General features: G+C 50.5%; 18 protein-coding genes. 14 read left to right on the top strand and 4 right to left on the bottom strand.

Annotated elements, in window-relative coordinates:
• Positions 1 to 29: 29 nt before the first annotated feature.
• The 6 genes from rlmD (at position 30) to adhP (ending at position 8,924) form a co-directional block, all read left to right on the top strand.
• A complete protein-coding gene (rlmD, locus tag EDF88_RS09850; protein ID WP_134184441.1) occupies positions 30 to 1,343 on the top strand; it encodes a 23S rRNA (uracil(1939)-C(5))-methyltransferase RlmD in 1,314 nt (437 codons plus the stop codon).
• A gap of 56 nt (positions 1,344 to 1,399) precedes the next feature.
• Positions 1,400 to 3,628: a GTP diphosphokinase gene (gene relA, locus EDF88_RS09845; protein ID WP_134184439.1), complete on the top strand. Its 2,229-nt coding sequence runs from the start codon at positions 1,400 to 1,402 to the stop codon at positions 3,626 to 3,628.
• Positions 3,629 to 3,690: 62 nt separating this feature from the next.
• Positions 3,691 to 4,482, top strand: coding sequence for a nucleoside triphosphate pyrophosphohydrolase (gene mazG / locus EDF88_RS09840; protein ID WP_134184437.1), 792 nt, complete (start codon positions 3,691 to 3,693; stop codon positions 4,480 to 4,482).
• Between the two features lie 225 nt (positions 4,483 to 4,707).
• The gene (gene pyrG / locus EDF88_RS09835; protein ID WP_134184435.1) at positions 4,708 to 6,348 is read left to right on the top strand and encodes a CTP synthase (glutamine hydrolyzing); all 1,641 of its coding nucleotides are present in this window, start codon (positions 4,708 to 4,710) and stop codon (positions 6,346 to 6,348) included.
• A gap of 84 nt (positions 6,349 to 6,432) precedes the next feature.
• The gene (eno, locus tag EDF88_RS09830) at positions 6,433 to 7,737 is read left to right on the top strand and encodes a phosphopyruvate hydratase (protein ID WP_034497984.1); all 1,305 of its coding nucleotides are present in this window, start codon (positions 6,433 to 6,435) and stop codon (positions 7,735 to 7,737) included.
• A 170-nt stretch (positions 7,738 to 7,907) separates the two neighbouring features.
• Positions 7,908 to 8,924 (top strand): alcohol dehydrogenase AdhP, encoded by a 1,017-nt coding sequence (adhP, locus tag EDF88_RS09825; RefSeq protein WP_134184433.1) that lies wholly within the window; start codon positions 7,908 to 7,910, stop codon positions 8,922 to 8,924.
• A gap of 49 nt (positions 8,925 to 8,973) precedes the next feature.
• On the opposite strand, the gene EDF88_RS09820 is transcribed toward adhP, so the two are convergent.
• Positions 8,974 to 10,086 carry a M20 family metallopeptidase gene (locus EDF88_RS09820; protein WP_134184431.1) on the bottom strand — a complete coding sequence of 371 codons (1,113 nt, stop codon included), beginning with the start codon at positions 10,084 to 10,086 and terminating at the stop codon, positions 8,974 to 8,976.
• Positions 10,087 to 10,385: 299 nt separating this feature from the next.
• Here EDF88_RS09820 and queE point away from each other — a divergent pair, with 299 nt between their 5' ends.
• A complete protein-coding gene (gene queE, locus EDF88_RS09815) occupies positions 10,386 to 11,057 on the top strand; it encodes a 7-carboxy-7-deazaguanine synthase QueE (protein WP_064513343.1) in 672 nt (223 codons plus the stop codon).
• Positions 11,058 to 11,088: 31 nt separating this feature from the next.
• On the opposite strand, the gene queD is transcribed toward queE, so the two are convergent.
• Complete coding sequence (queD, locus tag EDF88_RS09810; RefSeq protein ID WP_208326137.1) at positions 11,089 to 11,451, bottom strand: 6-carboxytetrahydropterin synthase QueD; 363 nt, start codon at positions 11,449 to 11,451, stop codon at positions 11,089 to 11,091.
• 312 nt (positions 11,452 to 11,763) lie between these two features.
• On the opposite strand from queD, the gene cysJ reads away from it, so the two are divergent.
• From cysJ to EDF88_RS09775, 7 genes are all read left to right on the top strand, one after another.
• Complete coding sequence (cysJ, locus tag EDF88_RS09805) at positions 11,764 to 13,569, top strand: NADPH-dependent assimilatory sulfite reductase flavoprotein subunit (protein WP_134184429.1); 1,806 nt, start codon at positions 11,764 to 11,766, stop codon at positions 13,567 to 13,569.
• Entirely contained in the window at positions 13,569 to 15,281 is a 1,713-nt protein-coding gene (gene cysI, locus EDF88_RS09800) for an assimilatory sulfite reductase (NADPH) hemoprotein subunit (protein ID WP_134184427.1), read from the top strand. Before cysJ ends, cysI begins: the two co-directional genes overlap by 1 nt.
• 112 nt (positions 15,282 to 15,393) lie before the next feature.
• The gene (cysH, locus tag EDF88_RS09795; RefSeq protein ID WP_134184425.1) at positions 15,394 to 16,125 is read left to right on the top strand and encodes a phosphoadenosine phosphosulfate reductase; all 732 of its coding nucleotides are present in this window, start codon (positions 15,394 to 15,396) and stop codon (positions 16,123 to 16,125) included.
• 368 nt (positions 16,126 to 16,493) lie between these two features.
• Positions 16,494 to 17,711 carry a D-mannonate dehydratase ManD gene (gene manD, locus EDF88_RS09790; RefSeq protein WP_134184424.1) on the top strand — a complete coding sequence of 406 codons (1,218 nt, stop codon included), beginning with the start codon at positions 16,494 to 16,496 and terminating at the stop codon, positions 17,709 to 17,711.
• Between the two features lie 23 nt (positions 17,712 to 17,734).
• Positions 17,735 to 19,510, top strand: coding sequence for a transporter (locus EDF88_RS09785; protein WP_064513332.1), 1,776 nt, complete (start codon positions 17,735 to 17,737; stop codon positions 19,508 to 19,510).
• Positions 19,511 to 19,605: 95 nt separating this feature from the next.
• Positions 19,606 to 20,382: an SDR family oxidoreductase gene (locus EDF88_RS09780; protein ID WP_134184423.1), complete on the top strand. Its 777-nt coding sequence runs from the start codon at positions 19,606 to 19,608 to the stop codon at positions 20,380 to 20,382.
• Positions 20,383 to 20,494: 112 nt separating this feature from the next.
• Positions 20,495 to 21,190 carry a FadR/GntR family transcriptional regulator gene (locus EDF88_RS09775; protein WP_134184422.1) on the top strand — a complete coding sequence of 232 codons (696 nt, stop codon included), beginning with the start codon at positions 20,495 to 20,497 and terminating at the stop codon, positions 21,188 to 21,190.
• On the opposite strand, the gene EDF88_RS09770 is transcribed toward EDF88_RS09775, so the two are convergent.
• Both EDF88_RS09770 and EDF88_RS09765 read right to left on the bottom strand, forming a co-directional pair.
• A complete protein-coding gene (locus EDF88_RS09770) occupies positions 21,185 to 23,293 on the bottom strand; it encodes a heparinase II/III family protein (protein WP_134184421.1) in 2,109 nt (702 codons plus the stop codon). The two genes, EDF88_RS09775 and EDF88_RS09770, sit on opposite strands and share 6 nt — an antisense overlap.
• A gap of 162 nt (positions 23,294 to 23,455) precedes the next feature.
• Positions 23,456 to 24,496, bottom strand: coding sequence for an aminopeptidase (locus tag EDF88_RS09765; RefSeq protein WP_134184420.1), 1,041 nt, complete (start codon positions 24,494 to 24,496; stop codon positions 23,456 to 23,458).
• Between the last annotated feature and the right edge of the window lie 124 nt (positions 24,497 to 24,620).

Below are 24,620 nucleotides of genomic sequence, written 5' to 3'. Positions count from 1 at the left end.
GTTAATATTTTAAGAGAGCACTCAGGCTCATGGCGCAATTCTACTCTGCAAAGCGACGGGTTACGACTCGTCAGATCATAACCGTGACGGTTAATGACCTTGACCCATTTGGTCAGGGCGTCGCACGCCACAACGGTAAGGCGCTTTTTATCCAGGGCGCGCTGCCTGGTGAACAAGTCGAAATTACTATTACTGAAGATAAACGTAACTTTGCTCAGGCTAAAGTTAAGCGGCGTTTAAATGATAGCCCGCAACGTGTGACACCGCATTGCCCGCATTTTGGTGTCTGTGGTGGCTGCCAGCAGCAGCACGCCAGTATCGAACTGCAACAGCAAGCGAAATCAAAGGCGCTGGCCCGCATGATGGGCGCGCGTGAAAACCCGGCAGTGGTGAACGAAATTATTTCTGGAACACCATGGGGTTATCGCCGCCGTGCGCGCTTAGGGTTGAATTACCAGCCTAAAACACAGACCTTACAAATGGGGTTTCGCAAATCTCAGGACAGCGAGCTGGTGAATATTCACCATTGCCCGGTTCTGGCGCCCCAACTTGAAGCGTTACTGGAACCATTGCGCCAATGTTTGTCAGAATTAAAAGCGGTTAGGCGTTTAGGGCATGTTGAATTGGTCCACGCAGATAATGGCCCGCTCATGGTGCTGCGCCATTTAGATGCACTTCATGATGATGACCGACAAAAACTGGAACGCTTTTCGCATTCTCATGGCGTCACGCTGTATTTAGCGCCGGACAGTGAGACACTTACGGCCTTGGGTAATGACGAACCTTGCTATCATTCAGACGGGCTACGCTTAACGTTCAGCCCACGGGATTTCATTCAGGTGAATGATGGCGTGAACCAGCAGATGGTCGCCCGAGCTATCGAGTGGCTGGATATTCAGCCAACTGACCGCGTACTGGATTTGTTCTGTGGAATGGGAAATTTTACGCTCCCACTCGCAATGCGTGCCGGAAGCGTCGTCGGGGTGGAAGGCGTTGCTGCGCTGGTGGCGAAAGGTGAATATAATGCACAATGTAATTCACTGAAAAATGTCACATTCTTCCATGAAAATCTTGAGGATGATGTGACTCGTCAACCTTGGGCTGCTCAAGGGTTTGACAAAATATTGCTCGACCCTGCACGAGCGGGGGCTCCTGGTGTCATGCAGCATGTGATTGCACTCGCACCTGAGCGAGTGGTCTATGTTTCATGTAATCCGACGACGCTTGCTCGTGATAGCGAGGCATTGCTGGAAGCAGGTTACCAACTGCGCCAACTCGCCATGCTGGATATGTTCCCGCACACGGGGCACCTGGAGTCGATGGCGCTGTTTGAGCGAAATTAAGTGGTTAAATCAAGTCGAGCGACTTGATTTTAGTACCCCACCGAAGAGGACGGACAATGGTTGCGGTAAGAAGTGCACATCTCAATAAAGCTGGCGAATTTGCGCCCGATAGATGGATTGCGAGCCTCGGGATCACCAACCAGCAGTCATGTGAACGCTTAGCCGAAACCTGGCGGTATTGCGAGCAACAGACCAAAGGCCGTCCTGACGCAGAATTGCTGTTGTGGCGCGGCGTCGAGATGGTGGAAATCCTGTCGATGCTGAGCATGGACAACGACACGCTGCGAGCCGCGCTTCTGTTCCCTCTTGCCGATGCGGGCGTGGTCACCGAAGAAGTGATGCGCGAAAGCATTGATAATCAGGTTGTGACGCTGATTCACGGCGTGCGCGATATGGCTGCGATTCGCCAACTGAAAGCCGCTCATACGGATTCAGTTTCTGCTGAGCAGGTCGATAACGTTCGTCGCATGCTATTGGCAATGGTGGACGATTTCCGCTGCGTGGTCATTAAACTGGCGGAGCGAATTGCTCATTTGCGCGAAGTCAAAGACGCACCGGAGGACGAACGCGTTCTGGCGGCAAAAGAGTGCACCAATATTTATGCACCGCTCGCTAACCGTCTCGGCATTGGCCAACTCAAATGGGAGCTGGAAGACTACTGCTTCCGCTACCTGCATCCTGATGAATACAAACGAATCGCGAAATTGCTGCATGAGCGTCGTATCGACCGTGAGCATTACATCGACGATTTTGTCAGCGCACTGCGTAAAGCGATGAAAGAAGAGGGTGTTAAGGCTGAAGTTTATGGCCGCCCTAAACATATCTACAGCATCTGGCGCAAGATGCAGAAGAAATCCCTCGCCTTTGATGAGCTGTTCGATGTGCGTGCCGTGCGCGTGGTGGCTGAACGTTTGCAGGATTGCTACGCAGCACTCGGTATAGTGCACACCCATTATCGCCATATGCCTGACGAGTTCGATGACTACGTCGCCAACCCGAAACCTAACGGTTATCAGTCGATTCATACGGTGGTGTTGGGGCCAAACGGCAAGACCATTGAAATCCAGATCCGAACCAAGCAGATGCATGAAGATTCGGAGCTGGGTGTTGCTGCCCACTGGAAGTATAAAGAGGGTAATGCCAAAAGCGGCAGTTCAGGCCATGAAGATCGCATTGCGTGGCTGCGTAAACTGATAGCCTGGCAAGAAGAAATGGCGGATTCCGGCGAACTGCTGGATGAAGTGCGCAGCCAGGTATTTGATGACCGCGTGTATGTGTTTACGCCAAAAGGCGATGTGGTGGATTTACCGGCAGGCTCCACGCCGCTTGATTTTGCTTACCACATTCACAGTGATGTGGGGCACCGTTGTATCGGTGCGAAAATCGGCGGGCGCATTGTGCCGTTTACCTACCAGTTGCAAATGGGCGACCAAATTGAAGTAATTACCCAGAAGCAGCCTAACCCAAGCCGTGATTGGTTAAACCCAAACCTGGGCTATATCACGACGAGCCGCGGGCGGGCGAAAATCCACAACTGGTTCCGTAAACAAGATCGCGACAAAAATATTCTCGCCGGGCGGCAGATCCTTGATGATGAAATTGAACATCTGGGTATCAGCCTGAAAGAGGCCGAGAAATCATTACTGCCACGTTATAACTTCAACGATATCGAAGAGTTACTGGCGGCAATTGGTGGCGGTGATATTCGTCTTAATCAGATGAGTAACTACTTGCAAGCGCAGTTTAACAAGCCGACCGCAGCTGAGCAGGATGAACAAGCGCTTCGCCAACTGAAGCAGAAGACTCACACACCGCAATCGCGCAGCAAAGATAATGGCCGCGTAGTGGTTGAAGGTGTTGGCAATCTGATGCACCACATTGCGCGTTGCTGCCAGCCGATTCCTGGTGATGAGATTGTCGGTTTTATCACCCAGGGCCGCGGTATTTCGATTCACCGCGCAGACTGCGACCAGCTTGCGGAGCTGCAATCCCACGCGCCAGAACGCATTGTTGATGCAGTGTGGGGCGAAAGCTACTCCAGCGGTTATTCGCTGGTGGTGCGCGTTACCGCCAACGATCGCAGCGGATTGCTGCGCGATATCACCACTATTCTGGCGAATGAAAAAGTGAACGTATTGGGCGTTGCGAGCCGCAGCGACACCAAACAGCAACTGGCGACCATCGACATGAATATCGAAATCTACAACCTGCAAGTGCTGGGCCGCGTGCTAGGTAAATTGAACCAGGTGCCGGATATTATCGATGCGAAGCGATTGCACGGTTAGACGTTTGTGACAAAAGGGCGGGAGCAATCCCGCCTTTAAATTTTGTATTGCAAGGAATTGAAATGAACCAAATAGATCGCCTTCTGGGCATCATGAAGCGCTTGCGCGACCCGGAAACTGGCTGTCCGTGGGACAAAGAGCAAACCTTCGCCACCATCGCACCCTATACGCTCGAAGAAACTTACGAAGTGCTTGACGCCATCAACCGCGAAGATTTTGATGATTTGCGCGGTGAGCTGGGTGACTTGCTATTCCAGGTCGTCTTTTACGCACAAATGGCGCAGGAAGAAGGGCGCTTTAATTTCGACGATATCTGTAAAGCCATCAGCGATAAACTCGAACGCCGTCACCCGCATATTTTTGCAGACGGTACCGCAGGAAACAGCACCGAAGTGCTGGAGCGTTGGGAACAAATCAAAAGTGATGAGCGTGCTGAAAAAGCACAACATTCCGCACTCGATGATATTCCTCACGCGTTGCCTGCGTTAATGCGTGCGCATAAAATCCAGAAACGTTGCTCAACGGTTGGTTTCGACTGGACCACCCTTGGCCCGGTTTTAGACAAAGTCTATGAGGAGATCGACGAAGTGATGTTTGAAGCTAAACAGGTCGTCGTTGATGAAGCCAAACTGGAAGAAGAAGTCGGTGATTTATTGTTCGCGACCGTCAATCTTGCACGCCATTTAGGGACCAAAGCCGAGACAGCTTTACAGAAAGCCAATATCAAATTCGAGCGCCGTTTCCGCCAGGTGGAAGAGATTATTGCCGCCAGAGGCCTGACAATGACCGGAGTTGACCTGGAAATCATGGAAGAAGTCTGGCAAGAAGTTAAACGCCAGGAAACTGATATCTAACACGTTTTTGTGGTCAAGCGCTTTTTATGGCCATTTCGATTTAACAAGCTCTTGATTTGAGTCAAAAACATTTCTACCAGACGGGCTATTTTCAGTGCCCTGACAAAGTGCGAGGTCAGGGCTTAGCAGACAGAATGAAAGTTTGTGGCGCCGATACTGTTCGGGTATACTACTTTCCCGTCCTGGTACTCCCATCGTCTTTAAACCTAACTTCTCAGGTTCAGCATGACAACGAACTATATTTTTGTGACCGGCGGGGTCGTTTCCTCTCTGGGTAAAGGCATTGCCGCAGCCTCCCTCGCAGCTATTCTCGAAGCCCGTGGCCTCAACGTATCCATCATGAAACTCGATCCGTATATCAACGTCGATCCGGGTACCATGAGCCCTATTCAACATGGGGAAGTGTTCGTTACAGAAGACGGCGCTGAAACCGACCTGGATTTAGGTCACTACGAGCGTTTCATTCGCAACAAAATGACGCGTCGTAACAACTTCACCACTGGCCGTATTTACTCAGAAGTTCTGCGTAAAGAGCGCCGTGGCGACTATCTGGGCGCGACCGTCCAGGTTATTCCGCATATTACGAATGCTATCAAAGAACGCATCCTTGAAGGTGGCGAAGGCTACGATGTCGTGCTGGTTGAAATCGGCGGTACTGTAGGTGATATCGAATCCCTGCCGTTCCTCGAAGCGATTCGTCAGATGGCGGTAGAAGTGGGTCGTGAGCACACGCTGTATATGCACCTGACTCTGGTGCCATATTTGGCTGCTGCCGGTGAAGTGAAAACTAAACCGACCCAACACTCCGTAAAAGAACTGCTTTCTATCGGTATTCAGCCAGATGTGCTGATTTGCCGTTCAGACCGCGTTGTTCCGGCAAACGAACGTGCAAAAATTGCATTGTTCTGTAACGTGCCGGAGAAAGCGGTTATTTCTCTAAAAGACGTTGATTCCATCTATAAAATTCCAGGCCTGTTGAAATCACAGGGGCTGGACGATTATATTTGTAAACGATTCAGCTTGAACGTTCCTGAAGCTAACTTGTCCGAATGGGAACAAGTTATTTATGAAGAAGCGAATCCGACAAGCGAAGTCACGATTGGTATGGTCGGCAAGTACATTGAACTGCCAGATGCCTACAAATCTGTGATTGAAGCGCTGAAACACGGTGGTTTGAAAAACCGTCTTACCGTTAACATCAAGCTGATTGACTCGCAGGATGTTGAAACTCGCGGTGCTGAAGAAGTGCTGAAGGGATTGGATGCTATCCTTATCCCAGGCGGTTTCGGTTACCGTGGTGTGGAAGGCAAAATCGCCACCGCGCGCTATGCTCGTGAGCAGAACGTTCCATATCTGGGCATTTGCTTAGGTATGCAGGTTGCGCTGATTGAGTTCGCACGGAACGTTGCAGGCATGGCTAACGCCAACTCAACTGAATTTGTGCCAGACTGTAAATACCCGGTGGTCGCCTTAATCACCGAGTGGCGTGACGAAGAAGGTAACGTTGAAGTCCGTACTGAAAAGAGCGACTTAGGCGGCACCATGCGTCTTGGTGGCCAGCAGTGTCAGTTGACCGATGGTAGTCTGGTGCGCCAGATGTACGGTGAGCCGACCATTACTGAGCGCCATCGCCATCGTTATGAAGTCAACAACATGTTGTTGAAGCAAATTGAAACAGCAGGTCTGCGCGTTGCGGGCCGTTCCGGTGATGACCAACTGGTAGAAATCATCGAAGTGCCAAATCATCCTTGGTTTGTTGCTTGCCAGTTCCACCCGGAATTTACTTCTACTCCGCGTGATGGGCACCCACTGTTCGCAGGCTTTGTGAAAGCTGCCGGTGAGTACCAGAAGCGTCAGGCGAAGTAAGCAGAAAGTTAGAACGACAACGCGCGAATGTTTCGCGCGTTGTTTGTCTGGAGTTTTAGTTTAACTTGTACTGAGGAAAATCTAATGTCCAAAATCGTTAAAGTCATCGGTCGTGAAATCATCGACTCCCGTGGTAACCCGACTGTTGAAGCTGAAGTTCATCTGGAAGGCGGTTTCGTAGGTATGGCTGCTGCACCATCAGGTGCTTCAACTGGTTCCCGCGAAGCGCTGGAACTGCGCGATGGCGACAAATCTCGCTTCCTGGGCAAAGGCGTTCTGAAAGCCGTTGCTGCAGTTAACGGCCCGATCGCTGCGGCTGTAATTGGTAAAGATGCGAAAGACCAGGCTAACATCGATAAGATCATGATCGACCTGGACGGTACCGAAAACAAATCCAACTTCGGCGCTAACGCAATCCTGGCTGTTTCTCTTGCTGCTGCTAAAGCTGCTGCTGCCTCTAAAGGCCTGCCGCTGTACGCACACATCGCTGAACTGAACGGCACCCCAGGCAAGTTCTCTATGCCTCTGCCAATGATGAACATCATCAACGGTGGCGAGCACGCAGACAACAACGTTGATATCCAAGAGTTCATGATTCAACCAGTTGGTGCTAAAACTCTGAAAGAAGCCATCCGTATGGGTTCTGAAGTGTTCCACACCCTGGCTAAGGTTCTGAAATCTAAAGGTATGGGTACTGCTGTTGGTGACGAAGGTGGCTATGCGCCAAACCTGGGTTCCAACGCTGAAGCACTGGCTGTAATCGCTGAAGCGGTTAAAGCTGCAGGCTACGAGCTGGGTAAAGACGTTACTCTGGCTATGGACTGTGCTGCTTCTGAATTCTACAAAGACGGTAAATACGTTCTGGCTGGCGAAGGCAACAAAGCTTTCACCTCTGAAGAATTCACCCACTTCCTGGAAGACCTGACTAAACAGTACCCAATCGTTTCTATCGAAGACGGTCTGGACGAGTCTGATTGGGATGGTTTCGCATACCAGACTAAAGTTATGGGCGACAAACTTCAGCTGGTTGGTGACGACCTGTTCGTTACTAACACCAAAATCCTGAAAAGAGGTATCGACAACGGTATCGCTAACTCCATTCTGATCAAATTCAACCAGATCGGTTCTCTGACCGAAACTCTGGCTGCGATCAAAATGGCGAAAGATGCTGGCTACACTGCAGTTATCTCTCACCGTTCAGGCGAAACTGAAGACGCTACCATCGCTGACCTGGCTGTTGGTACTGCTGCAGGCCAGATCAAAACTGGTTCTATGAGCCGTTCTGACCGTGTTGCTAAGTACAACCAGCTGATTCGTATCGAAGAAGCTTTGGCTGCTGCGGGCACACCAGCTCCGTTCAACGGTCTGAAAGAAGTTAAAGGTCAGTAATTCGTTACTGCTTTAAATTCTGATTAAAAAACCCGCTTCGGCGGGTTTTTTTGTGCCCTTTATTCGCCAAACCAGAGTCACCCTCGCATAAACCGGGAATGCAGTTTGCGGTTGCCTGTGCTCTCGACCAGGATTAGTGGGTTATTTCACTCACAGGTCAGGAGACCGTCATGAAAGCTGCAGTTGTTAACAAAGACCACTCTGTCGGCATCATAGATAAGCCCATACGCCCGCTTGAGTACGGCGAGGCATTACTGACGATGGAGTGTTGCGGTGTTTGTCACACCGATTTGCATGTGAAAAATGGAGACTTTGGTGATGTGACTGGCATTACGTTGGGTCACGAAGGTATCGGGGTAGTGAAATCTATCGGCCCAGGTGTTACTTCGCTAAAAGTGGGGGACCGCGCAAGTGTCGCCTGGTTCTTCCGTGGATGCGGAAATTGCGAATACTGTAATACCGGTAACGAAACGCTGTGTCGTAGCGTAACAAACGCAGGGTATACCGCAGATGGCGGTATGGCCGAAGAGTGCATCGTTGTTGCTGACTATGCGGTAAAAGTACCCGATGGCCTCGAATCTGCCGCAGCCAGCAGCGTGACTTGTGCGGGCGTGACAACGTACAAAGCGGTGAAAGTTTCGCATATCCAACCCGGGCAGTGGATTGCTATTTACGGCCTGGGTGGCCTTGGTAACCTCGCACTGCAATATGCAAAGAATGTGTTTAATGCCAAAGTTATCGCTATCGACGTGAATGATGCACAACTCGATTTTGCCAAAGAATGCGGGGCTGATTTAGTCATCAATTCGCGCAATGAAGATGCGGCAAAAGTTATTCAGGAAAAAGTAGGTGGCGCACATGCGGCTGTAGTCACCGCCGTAGCAAAAGCGGCGTTCAACTCGGCGGTAGATGCGGTTCGTGCCGGTGCTCGCATTGTTGCCGTTGGGCTGCCTTCAGAGTCCATGAGTCTCAACATTCCGCGTCTGGTGCTTGATGGCATCGAAGTAGTTGGTTCATTAGTTGGAACTCGCATGGATCTGGCTGAAGCCTTCCAGTTTGCAGCCGAAGGCAAAGTTGTGCCGAAAGTGACGATGCGCCCGCTTGAAGATATCAATGCGATCTTCAAGGAAATGGAAGAGGGTAAAATCAAAGGCCGTATGGTGATTGATTTTAAAACGAAGAAGTAAGCGTTGCCGGGTAAACTGAATATGGCCGGGTTTCCCCGGCCATTTGATTTTATAGCGACTGAATCACGCGTTTAAGCAGCCGAATTCTAGGCTCGATGCTGTCTATCTCCAGATATTCTGACGTACTGTGGAAACCTGCGCCGATCGGGCCAAACCCATCAAGCGACGGGACACCTAATGCGGCGGTGTGATTAGCATCGGAACCACCACCCACAGATTTCCAGCGCACGTCGATGCCTTCGGCAACACCGGCCTGTTCAACAAGTTGCATTAACTTTTCAGTATCTGCGGTTGGTGACATGGCTGGTTTATGCGCTTGCTGTTTAACAGCGGTTTTCACTTCGCGCTCGAATTCCCGCTGGCTATAAGCCTGGATTGCAGCATGGACTCGCGCATATTCATCGTTGTCCTGGAAGCGGACATCGACAATCATCTCCGCGTGTTCCGGTACGATATTCGCCACGACACCGCCAGAAATCACACCGACGTTGATAGTGGTGCCTTTTGACATATCTGCCAGGTCACTGATTTCCAGAACGGCGCGCGCCAGAGCTTTTATAGCAGAGCGACCAGATTCCGGATCATTGCCCGCATGTGACGCCACACCCTTAAATGTGAGTTTATAACCTGCAATGCCTTTGCGTGCTTTCACCAGCGAACCATCAGCCCTGGCGGCTTCACACACCAATACATACCGGCTACGTTTTGCCAGTTCGCAAATCCAGTGATGGGAGTGAGCGGAGCCGGTTTCTTCATCCGGGTTCATCGCCACGGCTATAGATAACCGCTCCAGAGTCGCCTTATCCATTTCGCGCAACGCCCAGAGAATATTCAACAGTCCGCTTTTCATATCGGATACGCCAGGGCCATATGCACGGTTTCCTTCAATGCGGAAAGGGCGCTCAGCTACAGTTCCGACAGGGAATACGGTATCCATATGTCCGACGAGCAGCACGTCATACCGATCAGCATTGGGTTTGTTGGTTGCGAATAACCCTGGCCCAACTTTTTCACCGAGTGAGACTCTGTCGCATTGCCAATTCTCGTTCTGATACCAGTGCTGAATAATTCTGCTGACTTCTTCTACGCCATCAATAGTTGCTGTTCCACAGTCGATGTTGACTACTTTTTTTAGTTCTTGAAGATACTGTTTTAAATCCATGGGTCACTCCAGAATCATAATTAACGTGGCGCCAGGCATACTGCACCTGTGAGCCCATCAGAAAAATGGCTGGAGCGATGCTAAAAGTGTCTGGCGAATGGGAACATGACGATGATCAAGCCGTGTGGCATAGAGGCAAAACAAGGGGGATTGTTGTGATGATAACCATGTTTTATAGGCATTATCAGGTATTTTTTAAGGGATGATTATGGAACATATGCCGCAGCAGCCGCGTTACGCATGATCTCAGCCGTCACTTCTGCGATAATTACTCTTTACACCTATTATCTGAGAAGACTATGCAGTATCCGATTAACGAGATGTTCCAGACCCTGCAAGGGGAGGGCTATTTTACTGGTGTGCCCGCCATTTTTATTCGCCTACAAGGCTGCCCAGTGGGTTGCGCGTGGTGCGATACCAAACACACCTGGGATAAACTCGCGGATCGTGAAGTCTCTTTGTTCAGCATTCTGGCTAAAACCAAAGAAAGCGATAAATGGGGCAATGCCAGTGCCGAAGATCTGCTGGCGATTTTCCAACGCCAGGACTATACCGCCCGCCATGTAGTGATTACCGGTGGCGAACCTTGTATTCACGATCTCACGCCACTGACCTCGCTCTTTGAGCACCACGGCTATAGCTGCCAGATTGAAACCAGCGGCACGCACGAAGTGCGCTGCACCGCGGGAACCTGGGTTACCGTTTCGCCTAAAGTGAATATGCGCGGGGGTTATGATGTGTTATCTCAGGCGTTAGAACGTGCCGATGAGATTAAACATCCGGTAGGGCGTATGCGTGATATTGAAGCGCTGGATGAACTGTTAGCGACGCTGATAGATGATAAAAAGCGCATTATCGCACTACAGCCAATCAGCCAGAAAGAAGATGCGACGCGCCTGTGTATTGAAACGTGCATTGCCCGCAACTGGCGACTTTCGATGCAGACACATAAGTATTTAAATATCGCTTAAAACAAGAAAGGCACCCTTGGGTGCCTTTCTTTTAGCCCTTATACACGCAACCGGCGGTACAGGTTTCTTTTACCATCACTGAACTGAGCAGTGGGACAATCGGCTTCATCTCATCCCAAATCCATTTTGCCAGCACTTCGCTGGTTGGGTTCTCAAGCCCAGGAATATCATTCAGATAATAATGATCCAGCCTGTCATAAGTCGGTTTAAATGCCGCCTTCAGCTCAGAAAAATCCATGATCCAGCCGGTATAAGGATCAACCTCGCCAGTGATTTCCAGACGCACCATAAAGGAGTGGCCATGCAGGCGACCGCACTTGTGGCCTTCTGGCACATGCGGCAGGTGGTGAGCGGCTTCGAAGGTAAAATCTTTAAACAGAGTGGTGGTCATTATTACTATCTCAATAGGACGAAAAACCGCCGCATAGTACCGGAATCCACTATTTTAAGCATTAACTAAAACTATCATCATTGGTTAAAGGTTCTATTTAGTCATGTTTACTAATTTAAATTGATATAAATCAAAGGATTAATTAACCACTTTTAACGTTATGGATTACCCGTAAAAGCGGTTAGTCATTTTGGTTATTTGATATTTCTATCCCTTCTTTAATTGTTATTATCCTGATGGTTAACCTTACACCATGAATGCTTTTTACCGTTGAATGATGAAAACGGACCTTTTGCTACTGGAACCCAATCAAGCATGACAACTCAGGCCCCACCGACCGCTTTGCTGCCGCTTACCCCGGAGCAACTGGCACGCCTTCAGGCGGCGACAACCGATTTCTCGCAGACGCAACTGGCCTGGTTATCCGGCTATTTCTGGGGGATGATTAATCAACAACCGGGTGCTGTTACCACGGCTCAGCCACCAGCAGCAGACGTTCCGGTTATTACCCTGATTTCTGCATCGCAAACCGGTAATGCGCGTCGCGTGAGCGAACAACTGCGTGACGATTTACTGGCAGCAAAACTGAACGTTAACCTGGTTAACGCGGGCGACTATAAATTCAAACAAATTGCCCAGGAAAAACTGCTGGTTGTCGTGACTTCAACGCAAGGTGAGGGCGAACCGCCTGAAGAAGCGGTGGCGTTGCACAAATTCCTGTTTTCGAAAAAAGCACCAAAACTGCCTGGCACTGCATTTGCCGTATTCAGCCTGGGCGACACGTCCTACGAATTCTTTTGCCAGTCAGGTAAAGACTTTGATAACAAACTTGCGGAACTCGGTGGTGAGCGCCTGTTGGACCGCGTGGATTGTGACGTAGAGTTCCAGCCAGCAGCCAGTGAGTGGCGTGCAAAAATTGTCGACGTCCTGAAATCTCGTGTGCCAGCAGAAACGCCTGCCCAAGCAGCGGTCACCGCAACGGGCGTGGTCAACGAAGTATTATCAAGCCCGTACACCAAAGAAGCGCCGCTGACCGCAACGCTTGCGGTTAATCAGAAAATCACCGGTCGTGACTCTGAAAAAGATGTGCGCCATTTCGAAATCGATTTGGGTGATTCAGGTCTGCGTTACCAGCCAGGTGATGCACTCGGTGTCTGGTATCAAAACGATCCTGCACTGGTGAAAGAGCTGGTTGAACTGCTGTGGCTAAAAGGCGATGAAAGCGTCACTGTTGACGGTAAAACGCTGCGGCTTACTGAAGCGCTGGAGTGGCATTTCGAGCTGACGATTAACACGGCAAACATTGTTGAGAAATACGCGCAGATTACCCGCAATGCAGCGCTGCTGGATTTGGCGGGTGATAAAGCTAAGCTGCAACACTTTGCTCATAACACGCCGATTGTCGATATGGTGCGTTACGCGCCAGCAGAATTAACCGCTGAGCAGTTGCTTGAATTGCTGCGCCCATTGACGCCACGTCTGTACTCCATTGCATCATCTCAGGCCGAAGCTGAAAACGAAGTGCACATTACCGTTGGCGTAGTGCGTTACGACATTGAAGGCCGGGCCCGTACCGGAGGCGCTTCTGGTTTCCTGGCTGATCGCCTTGAAGAAGATGGCGAAGTACGCGTGTTCATCGAGCACAACGATAACTTCCGACTGCCAGCTAACCCGGAAACCCCGGTGATTATGATTGGCCCAGGCACTGGTATTGCCCCGTTCCGTTCGTTCATGCAACAGCGTGAAAACGACGGCGCAGGTGGTAAAAACTGGTTGTTCTTCGGCAACCCGCACTTTACTGATGATTTCTTGTATCAGGTTGAATGGCAGCGTTACGTCAAAGACGGCCTGCTAACCAACATTGATCTCGCCTGGTCGCGTGACCAGGAACATAAAATATACGTACAAGATAAACTGCGCGAAAAAGGCGCGGAACTGTGGAACTGGATTAATGAAGGTGCCCACATTTACGTCTGCGGCGATGCAAATCGCATGGCAAAAGACGTTGAGCAGGCATTACTGGAAGTGGTAGCTGAGTTCGGTGGCATGGATACCGAAACGGCAGATGAATTTTTAAGTGAGCTGCGCGTTGAGCGCCGTTATCAGCGAGATGTCTACTAATGAGCGAAAAACACCCAGGACCATTAGTGGTCGAAGGCAAGTTAACTGATGCTGAGCGCCTGAAACGCGAAAGTAACTTTCTGCGTGGCACTATCCAGGAAGATTTACAGGATGGTCTGACCGGCGGCTTCCGCGGCGACAACTTTTTGCTGATCCGCTTCCACGGAATGTATCAGCAGGATGACCGTGACATTCGTGCTGAACGTGCGGAGCAAAAGCTCGAGCCGCGTCACGCGATGATGCTGCGTTGCCGTCTGCCGGGGGGGATTATTACCACCGAGCAATGGCGTGCGATTGATAAGTTTGCCGAAGACAAAACCATCTACGGCAGCATTCGCCTGACCAACCGCCAGACTTTCCAGTTCCACGGCATTCTGAAAAAGAACGTGAAACCGGCACATGAGATGCTGCATGAAGTTGGGCTGGACGCACTGGCAACCGCCAACGACGTGAACCGCAACGTGTTGTGTACCTCGAACCCGGTGGAGTCTGAACTGCACCAGGAAGCCTACGAATGGGCGAAGAAGCTCTCTGAACATTTGCTGCCACGTACTCGCGCATATGCAGAGATCTGGTGGGATCAAGAGAAAGTCGCGACGACCGACGAAGAGCCGATCCTCGGTGCTACCTATCTGCCGCGTAAGTTTAAAACCACGGTCGTGGTGCCACCGCAGAACGATGTCGATCTTCATGCCAATGACATGAACTTCATCGCCATTGCGAAAGACGGCAAGCTGGTGGGCTTTAACCTGCTGGTGGGGGGTGGCTTGTCTATCGAACACGGTAACAAAGCGACTTACGCCCGTACCGCGAGCGAGTTCGGCTACATTCCGCTTGAGCACACACTGGCGGTGGCGGAAGCTGTTGTCACCACGCAACGCGACTGGGGCAACCGTACTGACCGTAAAAATGCCAAGACCAAATACACCCTTGAGCGCGTTGGTGTTGACGTGTTTAAAGCGGAAGTTGAACGCCGTGCGGGTATTACATTCGAGCCGACGCGCCCGTACGAATTTACCGGGCGTGGCGATCGTATTGGTTGGGTAAAAGGCATCGACGACAAATGGCACCTGACGCTGTTTATCGAAAATGGCCGCATCCTGGATTACCCGGGGCGCCCACTGAAAACTGGCTTGATGGAGATCGCCAGGATCCACAAAGGCGATTTCCGCCTGACGGCAAACCAGAACTTGATCGTGGCGGGTGTGCCAGCAAGTGATAAAGCAGCGATCGAGAAGATCGCCAAAGAAAGCGGCCTGATGAACGCGGTGAAACCACAGCGTGAAAACTCGATGGCCTGCGTTTCCTTCCCGACTTGCCCGCTGGCAATGGCCGAAGCTGAACGCTTCCTGCCGCAGTTTGTGACTAAAGTTGAAGAAGTGCTGGAAAAACACAACGTGCCGGATGAACACATCGTCACGCGTGTTACCGGCTGCCCGAACGGTTGTGGCCGTGCGCTGTTGGCTGAAATCGGCCTGGTGGGCAAAGCACCTGGGCGCTACAACCTGCACATTGGCGGTAACCGTATCGGTACGCGGATTCCGCGTATGTACCGTGAGAACATCACTGAGCCAGAAATTCTGGCATCTATTGATGAACTGGTTGGGCGTTGGTCAAAAGAGCGCGAAGCAGACGAAGGCTTCGGTGATTTCACCATCCGCGCGGGGATTACTCGCCCGGTGCTGGACCCGGCCCGGGATTTGTGGGACTAGCCATTTTGAAGTCGGATGACGCTAACGCTTCTCCGACCAACTAAAGACCGTTGTAGGGTGGATTGGCCGCAGGGGCCGTCCACTATGATATCAAGCAACTAGCGAGGCACGTATGTCGGTACTCGATCTAAAAGCGTTGAATGAACTGCCGAAAGTTGAGCGCATAATGGCGCTGGGCGAGGTCAACAGCCAGCTCGAAAAGCTCACGGCGCAGCAGCGTGTCACCTGGTCGCTGGAAAACCTGCCGGGGGAGTTTGTGCTCTCCTCAAGCTTTGGTATTCAGGCTGCGGTCTCTTTGCATCTGGTGACGCAACAATTCCCGGATATCCCTGTGATCCTCACCGATACCGGTTATTTGTTCCCGGAAACCTACCAGTTTATTGATGAGCTGACGGATAAGCTGAAACTGAATCTGAAAATATTCAGCGCGAAGGAAAGTGCGGCGTGGCAGGAAGCGCGTTACGGCAAGCTGTGGGAGCAGGGTGTTGAAGGCATTGAGAAATACAATGACATCAACAAAGTTGAGCCAATGAACCGTGCGCTGCGCGAGTTGGGCGGCCAAACGTGGTTTGCTGGCCTGCGCCGCGAGCAATCTGGCAGCCGTGCCAATTTACCGGTGCTGGCGATTCAACGCGAAGTCTTTAAAATCCTGCCAATCATCGACTGGGACAACCGCCAGGTTTACCAATACCTGACCGCCAATGGCCTGAAATACCACCCGCTGTGGGATCAGGGCTACCTCTCCGTGGGCGACACTCACACCACACGTAAGTGGGAAGAGGGTATGGCAGAAGAAGAAACGCGTTTCTTTGGTTTGAAGCGCGAGTGCGGTTTGCACGAGTAACACACGAAAGCACAATAATCCCGAAGCCTGTCGCGCAAAGCCGATGGGCTTTTTTATGATTAGAACACGTCTTTATTTTTATTAGTCATACTAATAGATTCGTGATATTTCACAGTCCCCCTCGCAACTGCAAATTCATCATTGTTATCACTTTAAATATAACACAATATAATCAATGTGTTAGTGATGTTTGTTTCAGGCGTTTTCATAAATACTGCTAATATTTACTATCTGGCAACAAATAACTCCTCGTCTGGTAACTTAAAAATTACGACATTGTTCACACAATAGTCAGTTTATAAATACTATAGTACGACAAATACAATAATTTACTCCCCCTGTCTTTTCTCAACCCTACGAGAGTTGCTATGAAGATCGAACGTATAAAAGTGCTGGTGAGCCGGCCTGGACGAAATTTTGTTACGGTAAAAATTGAAACGGACGAAGGGATTTATGGTGTGGGTGACGCCACACTGAATGGCAGGGAAATGGCCGTTGCAGCGTACCTGGAAGAGCACATTGCTCCGTGTCTTATCGGCAAAGATCCGCGCAATATCGAAGATATCTGGCAGTACCTTTATCGCGGTGCGTACTGGCGTAAAGGCCCGGTGACGATGACGGCGATCGGCGCAATCGACATGGCGTTGTGGGACATTCTGGGCAAACACGCGGGGCTACCGGTCTGGCAACTGCTGGGTGGAAAAAGCCGTCAGGGCGTGACGGTGTATGTTCATGCCAACGGCGAAAGCATCGATGAAGTGCTGGATAACACGGCGAATTTTATTGAACAGGGCTACAAAGCCATTCGTCTGCAATGTGCGATTCCATCCACCAAAGGCACTTATGGCACGCTGGAAGGGAAGAAAAATTACTATGAGTTGCAGGGCAATCGCCCGTTGCCGCCGGAACAAGCGTGGTCTACGCGCAAATACATGAATTTCATACCTGAGTTGTTCAAAGCGGCTCGCGAACGTTTCGGTTACGGCATTGATTTATTGCATGATGTACATAGTCGTCTGACGCCAATAGAAGCGGCACGGCTAGGGAAACTGCTGGAGCCGTATGATTTGCTGTTTTTAGAAGACACCGTCACGGCAGAAAACCCGGCTGGTTATCAAATTATTCGCCAGCACACCACGACGCCGCTGGCCGTGGGTGAAATATTTAATACCATCTGGGATGCAAAAGAGTTAATCGAAACACAATCGATAGATTATATCCGCACCGCAGTTTCACATGGCGGGGGAATAACACCGATGCGTAAGCTCAGTGCATTTGCCGACCTTTATCATGTGCGTATGGCACCGCATGGTGCACCGGATTTATCACCCATATCCACAATGGCTCATTTGCATCTTAATAGTTGGGCACCTAATTTTGGTATCCAGGAATTTGTTGGTTTTGGCACCCCAGAATTAAACAGCATATTTAAATACGAACTGCCCCTCAAGGATGGAATGCTATTGGTTTCTGATAAACCAGGTTTGGGAATAGATATAGATGAAGCCGCCATGGGGAATTACCCCTATGTCAGATCTTATCTTCCTGTTAGCCGCCTCGAAGACGGAACGCTCTGGAACTGGTAATCCTCTGACCTAAGGGTACGATTATGATCTATGATACCGCTGTAATCTGTGGTTATTTCATCTTAATGGTGTTGATCAGTTTTATATTTAAAAAAATGGCCAGTAAATCCTCCAGTGATTATTTCCGTGGCGGTGGGCGCATGTTGTGGTGGATGGTGGGGGCGACGGCGTTTATGACGCAGTTTAGCGCCTGGACATTTACCGGAGCCGCCGGGAAAGCGTTTAGTGATGGCTTTATGGTGGCAGCAATATTCCTCGGCAATACCATCGCATACGGAATATCCTGGCTATGGTTTGCAAAACGTTTCCGCCAGGTGCGGGTAGACACGGCCACTGAAGTGATTCGTCATCGCTTTGGTTCGCAGAACGAACACTTCTTCACATGGGTGATTATCCCACTGAGTATTCTGAGCGGCGCGGTAATGATGAATGCGCTGGCGATATTTGTTAGCACCGTTTTTGACTGGGATCTTTCGGTCACGATTTGGGTTACCGGTATTGTGGTGTTAATGATTTCGTTATTAAGCGGAGCCTGGGGCGTGGTTGCTTCAGACTTTGTGCAAACCTTAATTGTTGCGATTATTTCTGTTGCCTGTGCCATTGTTGCATTAGTCAATGTTGGCGGCCCGGTAAATATGGTCACTCACTTCCCATCCGGCTTTATTATGGGGCCGAATATGAATTACGGAGTGGTGATATTAGGCTCAGTTATCTTCTTTATTGTAAAACAGCTGCAAAATATAAATAACATGCAGGACTCTTACCGTTTCCTGAATGCGAAAGACTCAAAGAATGCCCAAAAGGCCGCTTTCTTTGCCATGATATTAATGGCTGTAGGAACGCTGATTTGGTTTATTCCACCGTGGGTTTCTGCCAGCCTGTACCCGGATGCCACTGCGCAATATGCCGCACTCGGAAATAAAGCCTCGGACACTATTTATTTGAGCTTTGTTGAACGGGCAATGCCAGCGGGAACCGTTGGTTTGTTAGTTGCCGGTTTATTTGCCGCAACCATGTCGACAATGGACCCGGCTTTGAATCGTAACAGCGGTATTTTCGTGCGCAGTTTCTGGGTGCCGGTGGTTTGCCGTAATAAAAAGATCAGTGATCGTGCGGAGCTGTTTGCCGGGAAAATGTTCTGCATTGTGAACGGCTTGCTGGTGATTATTGTTTCGCTGTTCTTCAGTCATCTTGAAGGCATGAGTTTGTTTGACCTGATGATGTCGGTTTCAACACTTGCTCAGGCTCCACTCCTGGTGCCGCTGTTCTTCGGCATGTTTATCAAGCGCACTCCGCGCTGGGCCGCGTGGGGAACAGTGGTATTCGGCATCTTTGTATCGTGGATGTGTATGGATGTGTTGACCTCGAAAGCACTCGGCCAGTTGCTGGGAATTGAGTTTACCAAACGCGAACTGAGCGAAATCAACGTCATCATTAATATCGTTGCGCATCTGGTTCTCACGGGTGGTTTCTTTATCTGCACCAAACTGTTCTATCGCGAAACGTCATATTCCGTGAAAGAACAGCAGCAGATTGAAACCTTCTTCAAGAATATTGAAACCGAAGTGGTGGAAGACGATCAGCAGAGCGCGTTTGACCGCTTGCAACGCGAAAAAATCGGCTTTATTACCATGCTGATGAGCGGCGGAATGGTGCTGATGGTGCTGATTCCAAACCCGCTGTGGGGGCGATTATTGTTCCTGGGATGTGCCGCATCGATATTCCTCGTGGGGTATTTGCTACGCCTGAGTTGCCGCGTGGGGCAGAATTCCCCGCAGCAAGCGAAACATATGCTTTAACTCGCAAAAGCGCCTTTTCCCGGGCGCTTTTCTTTTGCTTAGCCCGAACGGGTTGGTATTATTTGTAATACTAAATGACAAATAGAGGTGATCCGATGTTTTCTGATTTACGGAATAAACGTGTATTAGTGACTGGCGCTTCGGCAGGCGTAGGTTTGGCAGCAGCAGAGGCATTTTTACGCTGCGGCGCAAAAGTGGGTATTAATGGCCGCCGCTCCGCGCAGGAGATGGAACCGCAGCTTGCCAGACTTCGCAGTTTAGGTGGCGAAGTTTGCTATTTCCCGGCTAATTTATCCCAGTCAGGTGCCTGTCAGCAATTGGTCAGCGCTTTTGTCGAACAATTTGGTGGCCTCGATGTGCTTATCAATAACGCGGGGGGATTAGGTGGGCGCGCAGGTCTTGAGAGCATCGACGATGACTTCTACGACCGCGTCATGGACTTGAACGCACGCTCGGCATTAATGATGACCAAATATGCGATTCCTCATCTGCGAGAATCGGCAAAAATCAGTGGTGAAACCGCCTCGGTAATCAGCACCGGTTCGATTGCAGGGCGTGAAGGTGGTGGCATTGGCGCAGGAATTTACGCGGCGTCAAAAGCCTGGTTGCACGACATTCATCGCAACTGGGTGAAAGAATTCACCAAAGATAATATTCGCTTCAACATTGTTTCGCCGGGCACCATTGATACCGCGTTCCATGAAGATAAACCGCAGGAACTGCGTGACAAGATTGCCGGGTCGATAGCGATGGGGCGTTTTGGGCGCAGTGAAGAGGTGGCTCCAAGCTTCCTGTTCTTTGCATCTCATACAATGAGCGGCTACATTACCGGCCAGATTTTAGATGTAAATGGCGGCCAGATGGCCCCTTAAAGGTATCCGTCATACTTCGGGTTGCAGCGGTGCTGACTGCAACTCGAATTATTTTGGCTACATGGTTTAGTGATACACTAATTTCCTTCCCTTTTTCAGGTATGACAAAAGCATGCAATTCACAACCATTGCTACTACGCAACGCGGTCTGGATGGACTTATTGCCAGCGACATCGCCCGCAAGATTCTTTCCGGGCAACTTTTGCCGGGGGATATTTTGCCCAGCGAAGTGGAGCTTTGCGAACAGCTCGGAGTGAGCCGTACGGCATTGCGTGAGGCGCTCAAACTTGTGTCATCGAAAGGGATGCTTGAATCTCGCCCGAAAGTGGGAACCCGTGTTCGCCCGCGTAATAACTGGAACATCCTTGATGTTCAGTTGCTCGAGTGGATGAACGGCATGGAAGGGACGCTGGAAATGTATCACCAGTTTCTCGAGTTCCGCCGCGTTATTGAGCCGCATGCAACACGCCTTGCCGCGTTGAATGCCACCAGCGAGCAGCGTATTGAGCTTTCTCGAGTGCATGAAGAAATGTGCGCCGTAGCGAAAGAGTTCGATCCCGATCGTTGGGTTGATGTGGATACGCGCTTCCACCGTGCTATTTTCCTGGCTTCGGGAAATTGCTTCTATGCCCCGTTTGGCAATGTGCTGACCACCGTGTTTAAGTGGTTTATCAGCCATTCGTCGAAAGAAGGCGGCATGTGTCTGGAAGACCATCACCGCATTTATCGCGCGATTATGATTGGCGACGGTGAAGCCGCCTATGATGCATCTTTAGCGTTGATGACGGCAAGCAAACACCGTCTATAAAGGCTGCACCGAAAACTGCCCAACACCAGGGCGGTTATCGACGATGATTTCCAGCGCTTCGCCTTGCACAAAATAGACCGCGACTTTGGTTTGGGCATTCTGTTCATGCTCCAGCACTTCGACACGTGTTACCTGCCCGCGCGCATTGCGTGAGGTTTCGCTGGCTTCATCAAAATAGCCGTGGCTTTCAATAGTGGTGGCAAATACCACGTTGTCGCCATGAGTACGCCATAACCAAGCAGGTTCAACACGTAAATTGAACTGCGGATCGCCAGCACCGGTCTGAGCAATAATCAGCTCGCCGCCCTGGGGCAACGCGCCCGTTGCGGTGTAAAAAGTATCGCCATCAAGCCAGGTCAGTTGCCCACTTTCACCTTCAGGAACCGGGCTGCGGGCGCAATCCCATAAATGCTGATAGCCGTGCCGATCGCCTAATGGCTGCCATGACCTCGAATAATTCATTGGTAGCGAGGTGTTGATCAGTTGTCCACGCCCGTGCAGGCAATAATCATATTGATGTTTATCGCTGCTGCTTAGACTGAAAAGATCGAGCACCAATGGCTTTTCGCACTGCGGCACATTGAGTAATAACACCGTGCGCTGCTGGCTGACGCCGGCCCAGTCATCGTGGCTGCGAGCGCTCATCCCCTGGCCGTGTGGATTATTGGTGATAAAGAAGTGCGTTTCACCGTGGTGCAACGCGGCCTGGTTTTTATCAAAATTATGCTGACAGCCTTCATCTACCACCACCGTGTTGTGGGCGACGGTTTGTTTACAGTAGCTATTGTTTTCGGGAATGTAGCGCCCGCCAAATTTTGATTCGATATTGACCCAGCGACCGAAACCGTAATCGCGTAAAAACTCGCGACCACGATTAAACAGGCTCAGGTGCAAGCCGTCGAAATGACCGTGGTTTAACGCCGAATGCATTCCGGCAATATTGCCGTGACCGCCCCAGTACAGCAGCGCCATATTGTCATCTTGCTGATTATCCCGCGCCCGCAACACGCCGATCGCCCCACGCTCACCGTCCTGGCCATCACGAACTAACTGGCTTGGCCATGGTAAAGATTGAGCTGGCGAATTTTCCAGATGTTTGCAAAGTGATAAAGCCCCGAGCCCTGGCCAGACGCATGACTGCCAGCGGGCCAACTCAGCCAGACGGGCATCCGCTCCGTAATGCTGCCAGCACAGGCTGACGGCGATAACGGCACCTTCATCGCGTAAGTCCATCGTTTTTGACGCGTCATTTAAAGCCGGAAGCGTACCGTCGGGGAAGGCCAGCGCAAACAAGGTGTAACAAGCGCGTTGAATAATACGATGGTTATATTCCCAGATATTCAGTTCAGGCTGGCGGCGGGAGATGGCTTCGGCGAGCAGCAGGAGAGGGCGCAGAGCAAAGCGCTGGTAATAAAGCCCTTCTATATAGTAACCGTCGCATGAAAATAGTTGGTTAAGCTGCGCGAAGAAGCCGCCAGTTTTACTATCTCGCGCCAGGCCATACAGCGAATCCAGCACCCATTCATCATCACCTAACACGTACCCGCAAATCGCGACTGCCGCGACCGACCACATCCCATGGTTATGCACAATATCGAAGGTTGCAGCGTGAGTATGCGTGGCGTCGTACGCCATCAGACGCAGCAAATTGCTTTCAATATGTTGGATTTGTTCAGCGGTAGATTCAGTTTTTACACAATGCCAGGCTTCAGCGGCATAGAGCAAAAACATATGTTCGTTAAGCGTCTGGTGGAATAAACGCCCTGGCGGATTGGTGTCGTGGCTAATGGCATCACCCAACTGCGGGTAGCGATCGGCATAGATGCAGAGAATCTGAATCACCCGTTCTTTGTACCGCGCATCCTGAGTAATGAGCCACATACGCCCCGCAAGATTCATCATCTGGTAATTCAGTTTGTGCTGTGTGTGTTCCGGCCCGCCGCCTTCCCCATGCCCGGGAACACACAGCGGTGCATTCAGCCATTGCTCAACTTGCTGCTGCTGGAGGCGCAAGGTTTCGCCCAGCAGAGTATTGCGCGTCAAATGTATACGTAGCGCTGCGGCATCGTCGTAATCAATAAATAGCGGGGACCAGGTGGACATAGCCTTCTCTCTGACACTTATTAGTATGACTATTTAAGTTTCGGGTACCGGGTTGTGTCCAGAATTAAAGTCGAAATGAGTCGAGAAGGTCACATAATTGTGTTTTTATTAGTCATACTAAACGGCCGGCTTTATCGATCCGGCCAGTTAAGATTTGCAGGGTTATTGCTTCGCTTTTGCCAGCTCTTTTACCAGTGGCAGCATCACTCGCACCACATCATGGCTGCGTTTCTCGATGCGCGTTGGTAGCCACTTATCCAGATACTGTTGGTTATCGATTAAGCCATTATGCCAACTGGTTCCATCCGGGAAGGCTTTGCTTTTCGCTCGTTGCTGATAACCATCTTTCTTGCCCAATGACCAGTTAGTTGCTTCAACAGAAAGCACGGGAATGCCGGCTTCATCAAACACATCGGCATCGTTACAACAACCGGTTCCTTTCGGATATTTGGCATTTAGTCCTGGATTAGTCGCGGCTTTAACATTTAACTGGCGCGCCAGTTTTAATGCACGATCGCGCGTCAGTTTACTGACCGTGGTTGGTGTTGATTTACCGCTATTGAAATAGAGTTTATCGCCGACAATCAGGTTATCGAGATTAATCACCAGCAATGTATTTTTCTTCTCGCTGGCCGACATGCGCTTAAGAACATCTTCCGCACCTAGTTTGCCAATTTCTTCACCACTGGTGGCGATAAAACGGATGCCATAGCGCGTTGGAATATCTTTCAGGCGCGTTGCAAGCTCAAGCATAACGCCCAGCCCTGAAGCATTGTCATCAACACCTTGCAGCGTTAAACCACCAAGATTGTTATTTACATCGTTATCACTGAGCGGTGAATAGGTATCGAGGTGCGCCATGATAATGATTTGCTGCGGCTCAATTCCTTCACGTGCGGCAATGACAGAGCTTGCACTAACGTTATGCCAGCTCTGATGACCATCTTTGGTGGTGTACAAATAACGAGTGTTAAAGCGGCGAATATCGCTTTGGTAACCAAGCTGGCTAAATTGCTGCTTGATGTAGTCTGCGGCCAGCATTTCCGAGGGGCTACCGGTCATGCGTCCTGGGAATACCGTAGCAATGTGGCGTGTTTGTTGACTGGCAATTTTGCCCATTGGCGTTGTGTTGGCAACTGCGGGCAAGGTACAGCAAATGCTTAACGCCAGGCTGGTTAGCGAGTGGCGCATTGCGGAAAACATAGTGGAGGTCCTTCAACCAGGAAAATTTTTTGCACGCATAGTATGAAACTGTGACGGACGTTACACAATTTCAATTGCTCTGAAAGCCACGTTAAATCGCTGGTTCAGCACATTTTGTTATTTG

The organism is Buttiauxella sp. BIGb0552 (assembly GCF_004366275.1).
Lineage (GTDB): Bacteria > Pseudomonadota > Gammaproteobacteria > Enterobacterales > Enterobacteriaceae > Buttiauxella > Buttiauxella gaviniae.
The sequence above is the reverse complement of the archived record's forward strand: the minus strand, read 5'-3'. Positions and strand labels throughout refer to the sequence as shown.